The 12863-nt window shown below is 65.4% G+C and carries 15 protein-coding genes; 8 read left to right on the forward strand and 7 right to left on the reverse strand.

The annotated features are described in order from the left end of the window. Nucleotides 1–9 precede the first annotated feature (9 nt). From urtE to F6X61_RS04280, 3 genes are read left to right on the forward strand one after another with little or no spacing between them, the layout of a single operon-like run. The gene (urtE, locus tag F6X61_RS04270; RefSeq protein WP_153785552.1) at nucleotides 10–708 is read left to right on the forward strand and encodes an urea ABC transporter ATP-binding subunit UrtE; all 699 of its coding nucleotides are present in this window, start codon (nucleotides 10–12) and stop codon (nucleotides 706–708) included. 31 nt (nucleotides 709–739) lie between these two features. Next, nucleotides 740–1264, forward strand: a complete 525-nt coding sequence (locus F6X61_RS04275; RefSeq protein WP_153785553.1) for a GNAT family N-acetyltransferase — start codon at nucleotides 740–742, stop codon at nucleotides 1262–1264. A 5-nt stretch (nucleotides 1265–1269) separates the two neighbouring features. Then, nucleotides 1270–1812, forward strand: coding sequence for a GNAT family N-acetyltransferase (locus F6X61_RS04280; RefSeq protein WP_153785554.1), 543 nt, complete (start codon nucleotides 1270–1272; stop codon nucleotides 1810–1812). A gap of 146 nt (nucleotides 1813–1958) precedes the next feature. On the opposite strand, the gene F6X61_RS04285 is transcribed toward F6X61_RS04280, so the two are convergent. Together F6X61_RS04285 and cbpA are read right to left on the reverse strand one after the other, a co-directional pair. After that, complete coding sequence (locus F6X61_RS04285; protein WP_110992969.1) at nucleotides 1959–2264, reverse strand: chaperone modulator CbpM; 306 nt, start codon at nucleotides 2262–2264, stop codon at nucleotides 1959–1961. Nucleotides 2265–2266: 2 nt separating this feature from the next. Then, nucleotides 2267–3226: a curved DNA-binding protein gene (cbpA, locus tag F6X61_RS04290; protein ID WP_153785555.1), complete on the reverse strand. Its 960-nt coding sequence runs from the start codon at nucleotides 3224–3226 to the stop codon at nucleotides 2267–2269. A 165-nt stretch (nucleotides 3227–3391) separates the two neighbouring features. Here cbpA and F6X61_RS04295 point away from each other — a divergent pair, with 165 nt between their 5' ends. After that, complete coding sequence (locus tag F6X61_RS04295; RefSeq protein WP_153785556.1) at nucleotides 3392–4663, forward strand: Hsp70 family protein; 1272 nt, start codon at nucleotides 3392–3394, stop codon at nucleotides 4661–4663. A gap of 87 nt (nucleotides 4664–4750) precedes the next feature. Here the strand turns inward: F6X61_RS04295 and F6X61_RS04300 are convergent, their stop codons facing one another. The 3 genes from F6X61_RS04300 to F6X61_RS04310 form a co-directional block, all read right to left on the reverse strand. Further along, on the reverse strand, nucleotides 4751–5758 hold the full coding sequence (locus tag F6X61_RS04300) for an AI-2E family transporter (protein ID WP_125465731.1): 1008 nt from the start codon (nucleotides 5756–5758) through the stop codon (nucleotides 4751–4753). Nucleotides 5759–5828: 70 nt separating this feature from the next. Next, nucleotides 5829–6113: a PsiF family protein gene (locus F6X61_RS04305; RefSeq protein ID WP_153785557.1), complete on the reverse strand. Its 285-nt coding sequence runs from the start codon at nucleotides 6111–6113 to the stop codon at nucleotides 5829–5831. Between the two features lie 63 nt (nucleotides 6114–6176). Beyond that, nucleotides 6177–6965 (reverse strand): helix-turn-helix transcriptional regulator, encoded by a 789-nt coding sequence (locus tag F6X61_RS04310; RefSeq protein WP_153785558.1) that lies wholly within the window; start codon nucleotides 6963–6965, stop codon nucleotides 6177–6179. A 202-nt stretch (nucleotides 6966–7167) separates the two neighbouring features. Here F6X61_RS04310 and F6X61_RS04315 point away from each other — a divergent pair, with 202 nt between their 5' ends. Continuing rightward, nucleotides 7168–8040 (forward strand): DMT family transporter, encoded by an 873-nt coding sequence (locus F6X61_RS04315; RefSeq protein WP_153785559.1) that lies wholly within the window; start codon nucleotides 7168–7170, stop codon nucleotides 8038–8040. Between the two features lie 81 nt (nucleotides 8041–8121). Here F6X61_RS04315 and F6X61_RS04320 read toward each other — a convergent pair whose 3' ends face one another. Beyond that, nucleotides 8122–9012: a triacylglycerol lipase gene (locus tag F6X61_RS04320; RefSeq protein WP_153785560.1), complete on the reverse strand. Its 891-nt coding sequence runs from the start codon at nucleotides 9010–9012 to the stop codon at nucleotides 8122–8124. Between the two features lie 124 nt (nucleotides 9013–9136). On the opposite strand from F6X61_RS04320, the gene osmE reads away from it, so the two are divergent. Both osmE and F6X61_RS04330 read left to right on the forward strand, forming a co-directional pair. Beyond that, nucleotides 9137–9478 carry an osmotically-inducible lipoprotein OsmE gene (osmE, locus tag F6X61_RS04325; protein WP_110992977.1) on the forward strand — a complete coding sequence of 114 codons (342 nt, stop codon included), beginning with the start codon at nucleotides 9137–9139 and terminating at the stop codon, nucleotides 9476–9478. Nucleotides 9479–9504: 26 nt separating this feature from the next. Next, nucleotides 9505–10032: a bacterioferritin gene (locus F6X61_RS04330; protein ID WP_371923654.1), complete on the forward strand. Its 528-nt coding sequence runs from the start codon at nucleotides 9505–9507 to the stop codon at nucleotides 10030–10032. 93 nt (nucleotides 10033–10125) lie between these two features. On the opposite strand, the gene F6X61_RS04335 is transcribed toward F6X61_RS04330, so the two are convergent. After that, on the reverse strand, nucleotides 10126–12192 hold the full coding sequence (locus F6X61_RS04335; protein WP_153785562.1) for an AsmA family protein: 2067 nt from the start codon (nucleotides 12190–12192) through the stop codon (nucleotides 10126–10128). 340 nt (nucleotides 12193–12532) lie between these two features. Here F6X61_RS04335 and F6X61_RS04340 point away from each other — a divergent pair. Next, a partial coding sequence (locus F6X61_RS04340) for a phage infection protein (protein ID WP_153785563.1) occupies nucleotides 12533–12863 on the forward strand: 331 nt, incomplete at its 3' end.

A 12863-nucleotide genomic window follows, 5' to 3' on the forward strand; every position in this document is an offset into this window, starting at 1 on the left:
GGGCAGAACATGCTGAAGATCGACACCCTGCACCAATACTACGGCGGCAGCCACATCCTGCGCGGCCTGTCCTTCGAGGCCAAGGTCGGCGAGGTCACCTGCCTGCTCGGGCGCAACGGCGTGGGCAAGACCACCCTGCTGCGCTGCCTGATGGGCCTGCTGCCGGCCCGCGAGGGCCGCGTGGAATGGGAAGGCAAGCCGATCACCACGCTCAAGCCCCAGCAACGGGTCCAGGCCGGCATCGCCTACGTGCCCCAAGGCCGCGAGATCTTCCCGCGCCTGACCGTCGAAGAGAACCTGCTGATGGGCCTGTCGCGCTTCCCGGCCCGCGAGGCACGGGAGGTACCCGCGTTCATCTACGAACTGTTCCCGGTGCTGGAGCAGATGAAACAGCGCCGTGGCGGCGACCTGTCCGGCGGCCAGCAGCAACAACTGGCCATCGGCCGTGCCCTGGCCAGCCGTCCGCGCCTGCTGATCCTCGACGAGCCGACCGAAGGCATCCAGCCGTCGGTGATCAAGGAAATCGGCGCGGTGATCCGCATGCTCGCCGACCGGGGCGACATGGCCATCCTGCTGGTAGAGCAGTTCTACGACTTCGCCGAGGAACTGGCCGACCAGTACCTGGTGATGGCCCGCGGCGAGATCGTCCAGCGTGGCCGGGGTGAAAACATGCAGGCCGAAGGTGTACGCGGCCTGGTTACCATTTAATCTGCACAGACTTCCCTTGCGAGATGCCGTCATGAGTTACCCGCTGCGCGATGCCCTGGTCGAAGACCTGCCAGGCATCCTCGACATCTACAACGACGCCGTGCGCAACACCACGGCGATCTGGAACGAAACCCCGGTCGACCTGGCCAACCGCCAGGCCTGGTTCGAGGCCCGCGCGCAGCAGGGCTACCCGATCCTGGTGGCGGTGGATGAAACCGGGGTACTGGGCTACGCCTCGTTCGGCGACTGGCGGCCCTTCGAAGGCTTCCGGCACACCGTCGAGCACTCGGTGTACATCCGTGGCGACCAGCGTGGCAAAGGCCTGGGGCCGATCCTGATGGCGGCACTGATCGAACGTGCGCGCACCTGCGACAAACATGTGATGGTCGCCGCCATCGAGAGCGGCAACGCCGCGTCGATCCGCCTGCACGAACGCCTGGGCTTTGCCATCACCGGGCAGATGGCCCAGGTGGGCGTGAAGTTCGGCCGTTGGCTGGACCTGACCTTCATGCAGCTGAACCTGGACGAGAACGCCCTTCCCCCCTCAAGGAGCTGAACCCCATGAACGCCGCCCACCTGCAACGCGTCACCCACGAAGGCCTGGCCTATTACCGCGAGGGCCTGGTGGCCCTGCTGCTGGATGCGGTGCGACAGGGGGCTTCGGTGGGCTTTCTTGCGGATATCGACGAGCAGCAGGCCAATGCCTATTTCGATGAGGTGAAGGCGCGCCTGGCCAGTGGTGAGCAACTGTTATGGGTAATCGCCCAGGGCCATGAGGTGATGGCCAGCGTGCAGCTGGGCCTGTGCCTGAAGCCCAATGGGCTGAACCGGGCCGAGGTGCAGAAACTGCTGGTGCACAGCGATGCGCGACGGCGTGGGTTGGGGCAGCAACTGATGAATGCGCTGGAGGCCGATGCCCGGCGGATCCGGCGGGGGATGCTGTATCTGGATACCGAGGCCGGCTCCGGAGCGGAGGCGTTCTATCGGGCGCAGGGGTACAGCAAGGCGGGGGAGATTCCGGACTATGCCTGTGGGCCGGATGGGGTGTACCGGGCTACGGCGTTGTATTTCAAGGTGCTGGCGCCGGCTTCAGAGCGGCGTTAGGGCCATCGCGGGGCAAGCCCGCTCCCACAGCAAATCGACGTCACCTGTGGGAGCGGGTTTACCCGCGAACACCGGCGAAGCCGGTGCCATACACCGCACTGCCTGATTCGCGGGTAAACTCGCTCCCACAGGTCCGCGACGCGACTTCACATCTGGGTAAACCTGCCCAAACGCTGGCGCAACATGCTGTTTTCACTGCGCAACTGCTGCACTTCCTCCAACAGCTCCAGCGCCAGCGCCACCCCTTCCCACTCCAACTCCAGCTCCTGATGCAGCTTCACCGCGCGCTTCAAGGTCACCGGCGCGCGGTCATCGAACAGCCATTCGTCAGGCGTTCGCCCCGACGGTTCAACAATGCCGTGCTCGACGATCTCGATCACCCAGTCGGCCGTGACATCGGCCTCCTGGCACAGGGTACGCATGTCCAGTTGAACGATCAGGGTGCTGCTCATGGTCACTTACTCCATTGAGTCCTCGGGTTGAACGCGGCTTTCTCGGAGAGCTGGGTCCACAGCTCGCGCGCGGCGGCGTCGGACTGGGCGGGCATGACCACTTTCAACTGCGCATACAGGTCGCCGCGCTCGCCCTGCTTGTTCAACAGGCCCATGCCCTTGACCCGCAGGCGCTGGCCGCTCTGGCTGTCGGGGCGGATGGTCAGGTTGATCTTGCCGGTCAGGGTCGGCACCGCCACCTTGGCGCCCAGCGCGGCCTCCCACGGGGCCAGCGGCACGGTGATGATCAGGTCATGGCCTTCGACATCGAACAGCGGGTGCGGTGCCATGCGCAGGGTCAGGAACAGGTCGCCGTTGGCGCCACCGCCCACGCCTGGAGCGCCTTGGCCCTTGAGGCGGATGCGCTCGCCGTCGGTCACCCCAGCGGGGATCTTCACGTTCAGGGTCTTGGTGGTGAACCCGGTGCGCTGCCCGGCGCCGTTGGTCTGCGGCACCTGGAAGCTGATCTGCTTGGATTCGTTGTTCAGGGTCTCTTCAAGGAAGACCGCCAGTTCCAGTTCCACGTCCTGCCCTCGCCTGCCGGTACTGCGCTGTTGCCGGCCGCCACCACCGAAGGGGTTGCCACCCCGGGCGCCGAAGATCGAACTGAAGAAGTCGGAGAAGTCGCCGCCCTCGAAACCGCCGCCGCCATTGCCGCCGCGGCTCTGCCAGCCAGGCGGGGCCTGGAACGGCCGGCCGTGCTGGCCGCCGTACTTGCGGATTTCGTCGAACTCGGCGCGCTTGTCCTTGTCGCCAAGCACTTCGTAGGCCTCGTTGGCCTCCTTGAATTTGTCCTCGGCGTCACGCTCCTTGCTGACGTCGGGGTGATACTTGCGCGCGAGCTTGCGGTACGCGGCCTTGATCGCCTTCTCGTCCGCGCTCGGTTCGACGCCGAGTATCTTGTAATAGTCTTTGAAGTCCATCTGTGGATCACCAATGTGAAAAGTGCAGGTTGCAACTGAAGATAGGGGCCAAGCATAGCCTTTCAAGGTGCGCTTGGCTTTGCCTCACGGCAGACGACCGGTCTTGATTCTGTAGCCAACTGGCATACACTGCGCGGCCGTTTTGCCTCCGGAAGCTTTCCCCTCATGTCTGACGTATCCCCGGCCCGCGCCCTCGGCATCGATTTTGGCACCTCCAACTCCACGGTCGGCTGGCACCGCCCGGGCGTCGAGTCGCTGATCGCCCTGGAAGACGGCAAGATCACCCTGCCTTCGGTGGTCTTCTTCAACATCGAGGAACGTCGCCCGGTGTACGGCCGCCTGGCCCTGCACGAGTACCTGGAAGGCTACGAAGGCCGCCTGATGCGCTCGCTCAAGAGCCTGCTGGGTTCCAAGCTGATCAAGCACGACACCAGCGTGCTGGGCAGCGCCCTGCCGTTCAAGGACCTGCTGGGCATGTTCATCGGCGAGCTGAAAAAGCGTGGCGAAGCCGCCGCCGGCCGCGAGTTCGACCAGGTGGTGCTGGGCCGCCCGGTGTTCTTCGTCGACGAAGACCCGGCTGCCGACCAGGAGGCCGAGGACACCCTGGCCGAGGTGGCGCGCAAGATCGGTTTCAAGGACGTGTCGTTCCAGTACGAGCCGATCGCCGCGGCGTTCGACTACGAGTCGGGCATCAGCCGGGAAGAGCTGGTGCTGATCGTCGATATCGGCGGTGGTACCTCGGACTTTACCCTGATCCGCCTGTCGCCCGAGCGTCACCTGGTGGACGAGCGCCAGGACGACATCCTCGCCACCGGCGGCGTGCACATCGGCGGTACCGACTTCGACAAGCAGTTGAGCCTGCAGGGCGTGATGCCGCTGTTCGGCTACGGCAGCCGGATGAAGAGCGGCGCGCTGATGCCCACCAGCTACCACCTCAACCTGGCCACCTGGCACACCATCAACGCCCTGTATTCGCAGAAGTCGCAGCTGGCGCTGGGCAACATGCGCTACGACATCGAGGACACCCTGGGCATCGACCGCCTGTTCAAGCTGATCGAAGAGCGCGCCGGGCACTGGCTGGCGATGGAAGTGGAGGCCAGCAAGATCGAGCTGACCGACCGTGACAGCCGTAGCGTCGACTTTGGCCGCATCGAGCCGGGGCTTTCTGCCGAGCTGACCCGCGCCTTGTTCGAGGATGCCATCGATGGCTTGCTGGAGCGTGTACGCGGCAGCGTGACCGAGCTGCTGGCCAGGGCTGGGGTGAATGAAGGCCAGGTGGACACGGTGTTCTTCACCGGCGGTTCCAGCGGTATCCCGGCACTGCGCAACAGCGTGGCGGCCATGCTGCCCAATGCGCGGCATGTGGAAGGGAATATCTTCGGCAGCATCGGTAGCGGGCTGGCGATCGAGGCGCGTAAGCGCTACGGCACCGTTTGATTCAAGGCCCATCGCGGGGCAAGCCCGCTCCCACGTGTCAGAAGGTGCACAGCGTGGGAGCGGGCTTGCCCCGCGATGGCCACTGAATCAGACCAACTCCATCCGCTTGAGCTCACTCTTCAGGTACGCGTAGTAGATCGGCCCCGCCACCACCCCCGGCAGCCCGAACGCGGCCTCGAACACCAGCATCGCCAGCAACAGCTCCCAGGCCTTGGCACTGATCTGCCCGCCGACGATTCGCGCGTTGAGGAAGTACTCGACCTTGTGGATCACGATCAGGTAGCCCAGCGCCGCCGCCGCCACCCAGATCGACAGCGACATCCCGACGATGGTGATCAGGGTGTTGGACATCAGGTTGCCGATCACCGGCAGCAGGCCGAGCAGGAAGGTCAGCACGATCAGCGTCTTGGTCAGCGGCAGGTGCACGCCGAACAGCGGCAGCACCACGGCCAGGAAGATGCCGGTGAACGCGGTGTTGAGCAGCGAGATCTTGATCTGCGCGAAAACAATGTTGCGAAACGCCTGCACCAGCAGGCTCAGGCGCTCGAACAAGGCCGCGGCCAGGGGCTTGCGCCGGGAAATGTCGGGGATGCGCTGCAAGGCGACGATGGCGCCGAGGATCATGCCGATCAGCAGCGTCACGAACATGTGCGCCATGCCCTTGCCCACCAGTTGCAGGTCGCTCAGGTGGCTCTTGATCCAGTCGCCGATGGCCACCTTGAACTCGGCGGCGCTGGCCGGCAGGTAGGCTTCGATGAACGGCGGCAACTGGCCACGGGCGCGCTCGACCAGGGCCATGAACTTGTCCAGCGAGGCGCCGGGGTTCTCGGCTTCGTGCAACAGGAAACTGAAGGCGCCGGCGAACAGCAGGGTCAGGGTGCTCACCACCAGCGTGCCCAGCAGGGCAACCGCCAGCCAGCGGGCGCGCTGCCCGGCGATCAGCGGCTGCAGGCGCGGGGTGAGCATGTTGACCAGCTCGAACACCAACAGTCCGGCCAGCAGGCTGGGCAGCAACTTCAGGGGCAGTGCCAGCAACAGGCCGGCGATGACGATGACCAGGCTGGCAAGGGAGATCTGGCGGGGGGTGAAGGTCATACAGCCTCGACGGCAGACAGCGGAAAGTCCCGCAGTCTGCCAGCCTTCAAAGCACAGGCATAGGCGCAGGTCATTTCTTCTTCAGGCAGTCGCTCATGTACGCCTTGCGCTCGTCGCCCTTGAGCGCCTTGGTGGTGGCGTCGGCGTTGCAGGTCTTCATCTTGTCCTGCTGGGTCTGCGGCACATCCTTCTTCAGGCAGGTGCTCATGAACGCCTTGCGCTCATCGCCCTTGAGCGCCTTGGCGGTGGCGTCGGCGTTGCAGGTCTTCATCTTTTCCTGTTGCGCGGTGGCGGCGAATCCTTGCCCTGCGATCAACATGCCCAACACCAGCAGTGGCACATGCAGCAGCTTCATGGAGTGGTCTCCTTGGCGGCGCGCCCGGTGCGCGCCTGTCGAGCTGAGTGTAGACAACAATTCTTACATCTCTGCCCGGGCCTGCCGCCGGTACTGCTCCGGCGTGCAGCCGGCCTGGCGCTGGAACATGGCGATGAACGCCGAGCCGCTGCTGTAGCCAAGGTCGAAGGCGATGGCCTGGATCGGCGTGCCGGCCTCCAGCGCCTCGATGGCCCGCAAAAAACGCAGGCGCAGGCGCCACTCGCCAAAGCTCATGCCCAGCTCGCGCAAGAAGTGCCGGGCCAGGGTGCGCTCGCTGACATGCACCTGCGCGGCCCAGTCGGCCAGTGGGCGGTTGTCGCCGGGTTCGGCCTGCAGGCCGGCGAGCACCTGGCCCAGGCTGTCGCTGTGGGCGAACGGCAGGTAGCAGGTTTGCCGCGGCGCCTGGTGCAGTTGGTCGAGCAACACCTGGACCAGGCGCTGGTCGCAGGCGTCCTGGGCCACCTTGAGGTCGCGCCGGGCGAAGTCGCCGAGGATTGCCTTGAGGATGTCGCTGACCACCAGGCTGCAGGGCTGGGCCGGCAGCTCGGCGCACAGGCTGCGGTCCAGGTACACCGAGCGGTAGACGATGGCCTGGGGGTTGTAGCAGCCGTGCTCGGTGCCCGGCGGCACCCACACGGCGTAGTGGGGAGGCGAGATGAAGCGCTGGCCTTCGACATCCAGGTGCATGACGCCGTGGGAGGCGTAGTTGAGCTGGCCCCAGGGGTGACGATGGGGCGCGCTCTGGCTGCCGGCGCCGAATTCGTCGTAGCGGAAGTAGACCGGGGCGGGGAGCTGGTCGAATTGCGGGATGTCGAGGTACTGGCGGGACATGTTGGCTGCTTCGCGGGGCGGGTTGTCTGGATGGGAGTATAGAGATTTGAACAGACAATCGATAATGCCAGGCATCACACCCTCCCCGTGGGAGCGGGCTTGCCCCGCGATTGCGTCACCTGCCCCGGTATTGTCACCCAGGCGGCCGCCATCGCGGGGCAAGCCCGCTCCCACAGGTGTTCACCGTTATCCGAGATGCCTCATGAACTACCTCTTCCCCCTCACCGCCATCCTCATCTGGGCGGGCAACACCGTGGTCACCAAGCTGTCCGCCGGGGCCATCTTCCCGGCCGAGATCGGCTTCTACCGCTGGCTGCTGGCCGGCCTGCTGTTCACCCCCTTCCTGCTGCCCCAGGTATGGCGCAACCGCGCAGCGATCCGCCCGCACCTGGCCAAGGTCTTCGTCCTGGGCGTGCTGGGCATGGCCATCTACCAGAGCCTGGCCTACTTCGCCGCCGGCATCACCAGCGCCACCAACATGGGCATCATCCTGTCGCTGATGCCGCTGATGTCGCTGGCGCTGTCCATCGCCTGGCTGGGCCAGCGCCTGAGCTACGGCGCCTTGCTCGGCGCGCTGGTGTCGTTCTTCGGCGTGCTCGAGGTGGTCTCGGCCGGCCAACCTTCGGCGCTGCTGCACCAGGGCCTGAACAGCGGCGACCTGATGATGCTGGTGGCCACCTTCGCCTATGCGCTGTACAGCTTCCTGCTGAAAAAATGGCAACTGCGCCTGCCGCCGATGCAACTGCTGTACCTGCAGATCCTGGTGGCGATCCTGCTGCTGCTGCCACTGTTCCTGCTGTCGCCCAAGACCGGGCTGAACGGCCAAAACATCGGCCTGGTGGTGTATGCCTGCGTGCTGGCCTCGATGGTCGCGCCACGGGTATGGATGCAGGCGGTGCACCGGCTGGGGCCGAGCCGGACCACGCTGTTCTTCAACTTGCTGCCGGTGGTGACGGCGGTGATTGCCGCGCTGGTGCTGGATGAGCAGTTGGCCAGCTATCACCTGGTGGGCGGCTTGCTGACCCTGGTTGGGGTGCTGCTGGCCGAGCGCTGGACTACGCCGGTGCGTCGGTAGCGCCTGCACATGATCGCGGGGCAAGCCCGCTCCCACCAGGCATAGAGCTGCTGCGTGGGAGCGGGCTTGCCCCGCGATTGATTACAACCCCGCCGCCTTGAGCCGGGCGGCATGCTCGGTAAACAGCCGCACCGGCTCGGCGCCCTTGCCCACCGCGCCGAGCGACTGGTTGACGATGTCCAGGTGATCGAGCGGATAGTCGTCACCGATCACCTGGCCCAGGTGCGAACTGAAGCGCCCGACCATGCCATCGCACTGGCCTTTCTCCCTGACGAAGCTGCGGGCGAACAGGCGGCAGAAGCGGTTGCTGCCATCGAAGCGATTGCGGCCCTGGTCGGTGCGCCCGGGCTGCAGGGTGCCGGACCAGGAGTAGTAGCGCACCCCGTTCACCTCACCCGGCCCTTCCCCGCCCCAGACCTCGGGCAGCCCCTGTGGATAAGCCTGGTTGAACAGCGCCACCCCGGCGCAGGTCAGTGACTGATGCGAGGCATGCACGTCGATCGGCAGCGGATCGCGGCGCCAGCCGGTCTCCAGCCACACCAGCAACACCGCCAGGCCATGCAGCACAGCCTTGAGGATGCGCCCCTGGGGTGAGTCGCCAGGTGCGGTGCGCTCCAGGTGGTCGGCAAGCTCCGAGCCATGGTTGGGCCCGGCCACCGAGGTCACCGAAGCTACCCGGTCAGGGCGTTTCGCCGCCGCATAGCGCGCACTCAGCGCGCCCTGGCTGTGGCCGATCAGGTTGACCTTTTCGGCCCCCGTGCGCTGGCAGATGTCTTCGATGATGGCCAGCAACTGTTCGCCGCGCACCTCGCTGCCATGCAAGGGCGAGACCTGCACCGGGAACACCTGCGCGCCGCCCCGGCGCAAGGCCGGGACAATGCCGAACCAGTAGGGATAGAGCAGCAAGCGCACAAACCCGAGCATGCCCGGCACCAGCACCAGTGGATAGCGTGTAGCCAACGCCTGCGTCATTGCCCCTGCCCCTCTCCATGGACGACCGGCCCACACTACAGCGCCGTTTGCGCCCTGCGCAATCGAACTCCTGGCGCGCCGCGCGGTTCCAAGCAAAACAGACCCTCGAGCAAGGAGCGGGACCATGTACAAGCAGACCCTGGCCATTCTTCTGGCAAGCGCCACCCTCGCCGCCTGCAGCAGCCGCCCGGAAAACCCGGTGGACTACGTGACCTACCGCGACCAGCCGCTGGTCAAGCAGGTGGAAAACGGCATGACCATGCAGAAGGTCATCGCCATCGGCGGCAACCCGTCGAATGTCATCGATCTGCCCCATGGCGGCACCTGCAACGACTACATCCTCAACCGCGACGGCCACCAGCAGGCCTACTACGTGCGCTTTGACGCCACCGGGCATGTCGATGCCAAGGGCTTCAAGACGTGCAAGCAACGCCAGCAAGACAGCGACGCCGCCCACGGCGCATGACCACCCTGATGCTTTCGGAGATGAACATGAGCGTTGAACTGACCGATGTGAAGACCCTGCGCGAACGTGCGCGCAAGCACGCTGAAAACGGCGCGGTGACCGAGGGTTACCAGGCCGACCGCGAGAAGATCCTGCGCCTGCTCAACGAGTCGCTGGCCACCGAGCTTGTGTGCGTGCTGCGCTACAAGCGCCACTACTTCATGGCCAGCGGCATCAAGGCCAGTGTTGCGGCAGCGGAATTCCTCGAGCATGCCACCCAGGAAGCCGAGCACGCCGACAAGCTGGCCGAGCGCATCGTGCAGCTGGGCGGCGAGCCGGACTTCAACCCGGACAACCTGAGCAAGCATTCACATGCCCAGTACGTGGAGGGCAAGAACCTGAAGGAAATGGTGCTGGAGGACCTGGTGGCCGAGCGCATCGCCATCGACAGCTATCGCGAGATCATCCAGTTCATCGGCGACAGCGACCCGACCACACGGCGGATCTTCGAGGACATCCTGGAGCAGGAAGAAGAGCACGCGGACGATATGTCGGATCTGTTGCAGGGGTTGTAAACACAATACCTACGTGGGAGCGGGCTTGCCCCGCGATGGCCTTGAAACCATCGCGGGGCAAGTCGGGGCGCCGAACCGCCGCTCCCACGCACTTCAACGACCTTTGTTCACCGCAGCCGGCGCCTTGCCGGCTTTCATCTGCTGCAACAGCGGCGTGCACTGGTTCGGCGCATCGCCACTGCTCGGCGCGATCAGCGCCAGCAGCCCCGCCGCCGGCCCCACCACCACACCCAAGGCCACCATCCCCGCGCCACGCAGCGCCAGCGGCACCGCCTGCACGCCGGCATTCGGCTTGGCGAACGGCCCGCGCACATACAACGGCGAGCGCAACGAGAACAGCCGCACGCCCTTGGATTCCGGGGTGATCTTCAAGTCCAGCTGCTCGCTGGCGAAGTTGGCCGTGCCGTTGATGTAGATGATCGCGTTCTCGGTATCGAAGACGAACAGGCGTGTAGTGGCCAGGCCATCCTTGATGCCCACATCGGCCGCCGCGCAGTTGATCTTCACGTCCTCGTCGCCGAACAGCTTGCCGACCACGTAATTGCCGACATTGAGCCCGGCGATCTCCATCAGGCTGCGGCTGATCGCGCCATCGTTGATCAGCAGGCGCAGGTCACCGTTCGAGGTACCCAGCAACGCCGCCACCGAGTTGCCGCGCCCGCGCAGGTCGGCATCGCCATTGAGTTCGCCAAAGCTGGTCTGCATCGGCGCGAAGCTTGGGAACAGCTGCTTGAGCTTGAACCCGCGGGCGGTAAGCTTGGCCCGCCCTTGCAGCGGCGTGCTGCGCCCGTCCAGGCTGATGTTGGAGTCGAGGTTGCCGCCGGCCACGCCGAAGCGCAGCGGCTCCAGGCGCAACAGGCCATCGTCGAGGATCACATGGGCGGCCAGGTCGTTGAACGGCAACTGCTCGCTGTGGACGATGCGCTTGCCGGCGAACGTGACGTCGGCATCCATGGCCCGCCAGCGCTCGGTGCGGAACTCTTCCACCGGCAACACCTTGCCCGCCGGCTGCTTGCTGGCGCCGCCACGGGCTTTCTGCTGGCTGTTGGAGTCGGCGCCAATCAAGGGCGCGAGGTCCTTGAACAGCAACTGGTTCGACACCAGGTTGCCGGTGAGTTTCGGCCGGGGCTGGCTGGCGACGAACGCCAGGTCGCCATGGATATCGCTGGCGCCGATCTTGCCGTTGAAGCCCTCGTAGCGGAACTGCGCCCCCTCGGCAGCATGCAGGTTGGCGTTGAGGTGGCCGTCGGTTTCATAAGCCGGGGTGTCCGGCAAGGTCACGCCGGTGAGCGGGTAGAGGTTGCCCAGGCTGCTGCCGGACAGCTCCAGGCGCAGGTCGAGGGCACCCAGGTTGCGCGGGTCGGTCAGGGTACCGGCCAGCGCCACCTGGGTGTCGCCGATACGGGCGTCGGCCTGCAGCGGGAACGGCTGGCTGGCATCCTGCAGCGCCAGCAGGCCGCCGATCTTGCCGGTGGCCGCCACTGCCTGGCCCTTGTAGCGGCCCTGGGCCTTGAGGCCGAAGGCGTAGGCCTGGGCGTTGCCGGCTTTCTCGGCGCGGGCCTTGCCGACGATGTCGCTGAACGGGATCGGCTTGCCCAGCGGGTCGATCTGCACCTTCAGGCTGGTCTTGAGGGTCTGGTCGTCGAAGCTGACATTGCCCTGGTCGAAGCCGATGGCGCCGATGTCCAACACCCATTTCGACGGGGGCTCATTCTCGTCCTTGGGCCCGAAGTCGAAGGTCCAGTTGGCGCGGCCGTCGGCCAGCCGGGTGAGGCTGGCGCTGGGCTTGACCAGGTCGATGCGCGGGATGCTGATGCGCTGGACGATCAACGGCAGTGGCGCCAGGCGGAACTCGACCCGCTCGAGGCCGACCATGCGCGGCTCCTTGAGCCAGTCCGGATTGCCCAGCGTGAGGTCTTCGGCGGTGAAATGCGGCCAGGGCACGAAAGCGCGCCAGCCGCCTTCTTCCGGTGCGGTGCGCCAGTGCACGGCGAGGTTGCCGTTGATCGCGAAGGGCCGATGCAGGGCCTCGGACACCTTCTCGTTGAGCAGTGGCTTTACGCGGTTCCAGTCGAAGGTGGCAATAACCACTACCAGGATCGCCAGCAGCGTGGCCAGGGTGGCGAAGGTCCAGACAAGGATTCTGGCGGGGCGCGTCATTGCGGGGTTCTCCTGGCTGCAGGGCATGAGGCGGGCATAACGATGGCACTTAACATGTCGGACTGACGAAAACCCGCAGGGTTTAGTCCGGGTTGCCATGATAACGAAGTTTTCCTGGCACTTTTCTGCGCTATTGGTCTGCCACGCGCCAGGGTGTTACTGCGAAATCGGCAGCGCACACTGCCGCCATCATCGCCACAACCCTTGATTCAGAGCTGTCGCACCTGAGTATCAATAGCGTCGATTGTTACCATTACCCTGATGAACTTCTCTCTGGCGTTACGCGGCGTAGCATTGCCTCCGTAGCCACTTTTCAGCCCCCCGAGAGGAGCACCGAATCATGAAACGCCATCTGCTGCTGAGCCTGACCCTGTCCGTACTTGCCGCCAACGCTTTCGCCCTGCCCGCTGAAGACCAGCACCTGAGCGCCGAATCGCGCTCCAGCGCAGCCACTGTTGCCCAGCCGCTGAACACCCTGGCTGAAGGTGGCGCCGAACGCCTGCAGGAACGTGCCGATCGCGTCGCTGAAGGTGGCTCGGACCGCCTGATCGAACGCAACAACCGCGTCGCCGAAGGTGGCTCGGATCGTCTGATCGAACGCAACAACCGCGTCGCCGAAGGTGGCTCGGATCGTCTGATCGAACGCAACAACCGCGTCGCCGAAGGTGGCT

The sequence above is a fragment of the Pseudomonas sp. EMN2 genome, assembly GCF_009650555.1.
Classification (GTDB): Bacteria; Pseudomonadota; Gammaproteobacteria; order Pseudomonadales; family Pseudomonadaceae; genus Aquipseudomonas; species Aquipseudomonas sichuanensis.

Excerpts from the sequence above, each read along its gene's own strand:
- urtE (WP_153785552.1), top strand. The coding sequence starts at position 10 with ATGCTGAAGATCGACACCCTGCACCAATACTACGGCGGCAGCCACATC.
- F6X61_RS04275 (WP_153785553.1), top strand. The coding sequence starts at position 740 with ATGAGTTACCCGCTGCGCGATGCCCTGGTCGAAGACCTGCCAGGCATC.
- F6X61_RS04280 (WP_153785554.1), top strand. The coding sequence starts at position 1,270 with ATGAACGCCGCCCACCTGCAACGCGTCACCCACGAAGGCCTGGCCTAT.
- F6X61_RS04285 (WP_110992969.1), bottom strand. The coding sequence starts at position 2,264 with ATGAGCAGCACCCTGATCGTTCAACTGGACATGCGTACCCTGTGCCAG.
- cbpA (WP_153785555.1), bottom strand. The coding sequence starts at position 3,226 with ATGGACTTCAAAGACTATTACAAGATACTCGGCGTCGAACCGAGCGCG.
- F6X61_RS04295 (WP_153785556.1), top strand. The coding sequence starts at position 3,392 with ATGTCTGACGTATCCCCGGCCCGCGCCCTCGGCATCGATTTTGGCACC.
- F6X61_RS04300 (WP_125465731.1), bottom strand. The coding sequence starts at position 5,758 with ATGACCTTCACCCCCCGCCAGATCTCCCTTGCCAGCCTGGTCATCGTC.
- F6X61_RS04305 (WP_153785557.1), bottom strand. The coding sequence starts at position 6,113 with ATGAAGCTGCTGCATGTGCCACTGCTGGTGTTGGGCATGTTGATCGCA.
- F6X61_RS04310 (WP_153785558.1), bottom strand. The coding sequence starts at position 6,965 with ATGTCCCGCCAGTACCTCGACATCCCGCAATTCGACCAGCTCCCCGCC.
- F6X61_RS04315 (WP_153785559.1), top strand. The coding sequence starts at position 7,168 with ATGAACTACCTCTTCCCCCTCACCGCCATCCTCATCTGGGCGGGCAAC.
- F6X61_RS04320 (WP_153785560.1), bottom strand. The coding sequence starts at position 9,012 with ATGACGCAGGCGTTGGCTACACGCTATCCACTGGTGCTGGTGCCGGGC.
- osmE (WP_110992977.1), top strand. The coding sequence starts at position 9,137 with ATGTACAAGCAGACCCTGGCCATTCTTCTGGCAAGCGCCACCCTCGCC.
- F6X61_RS04330 (WP_371923654.1), top strand. The coding sequence starts at position 9,505 with ATGAGCGTTGAACTGACCGATGTGAAGACCCTGCGCGAACGTGCGCGC.
- F6X61_RS04335 (WP_153785562.1), bottom strand. The coding sequence starts at position 12,192 with ATGACGCGCCCCGCCAGAATCCTTGTCTGGACCTTCGCCACCCTGGCC.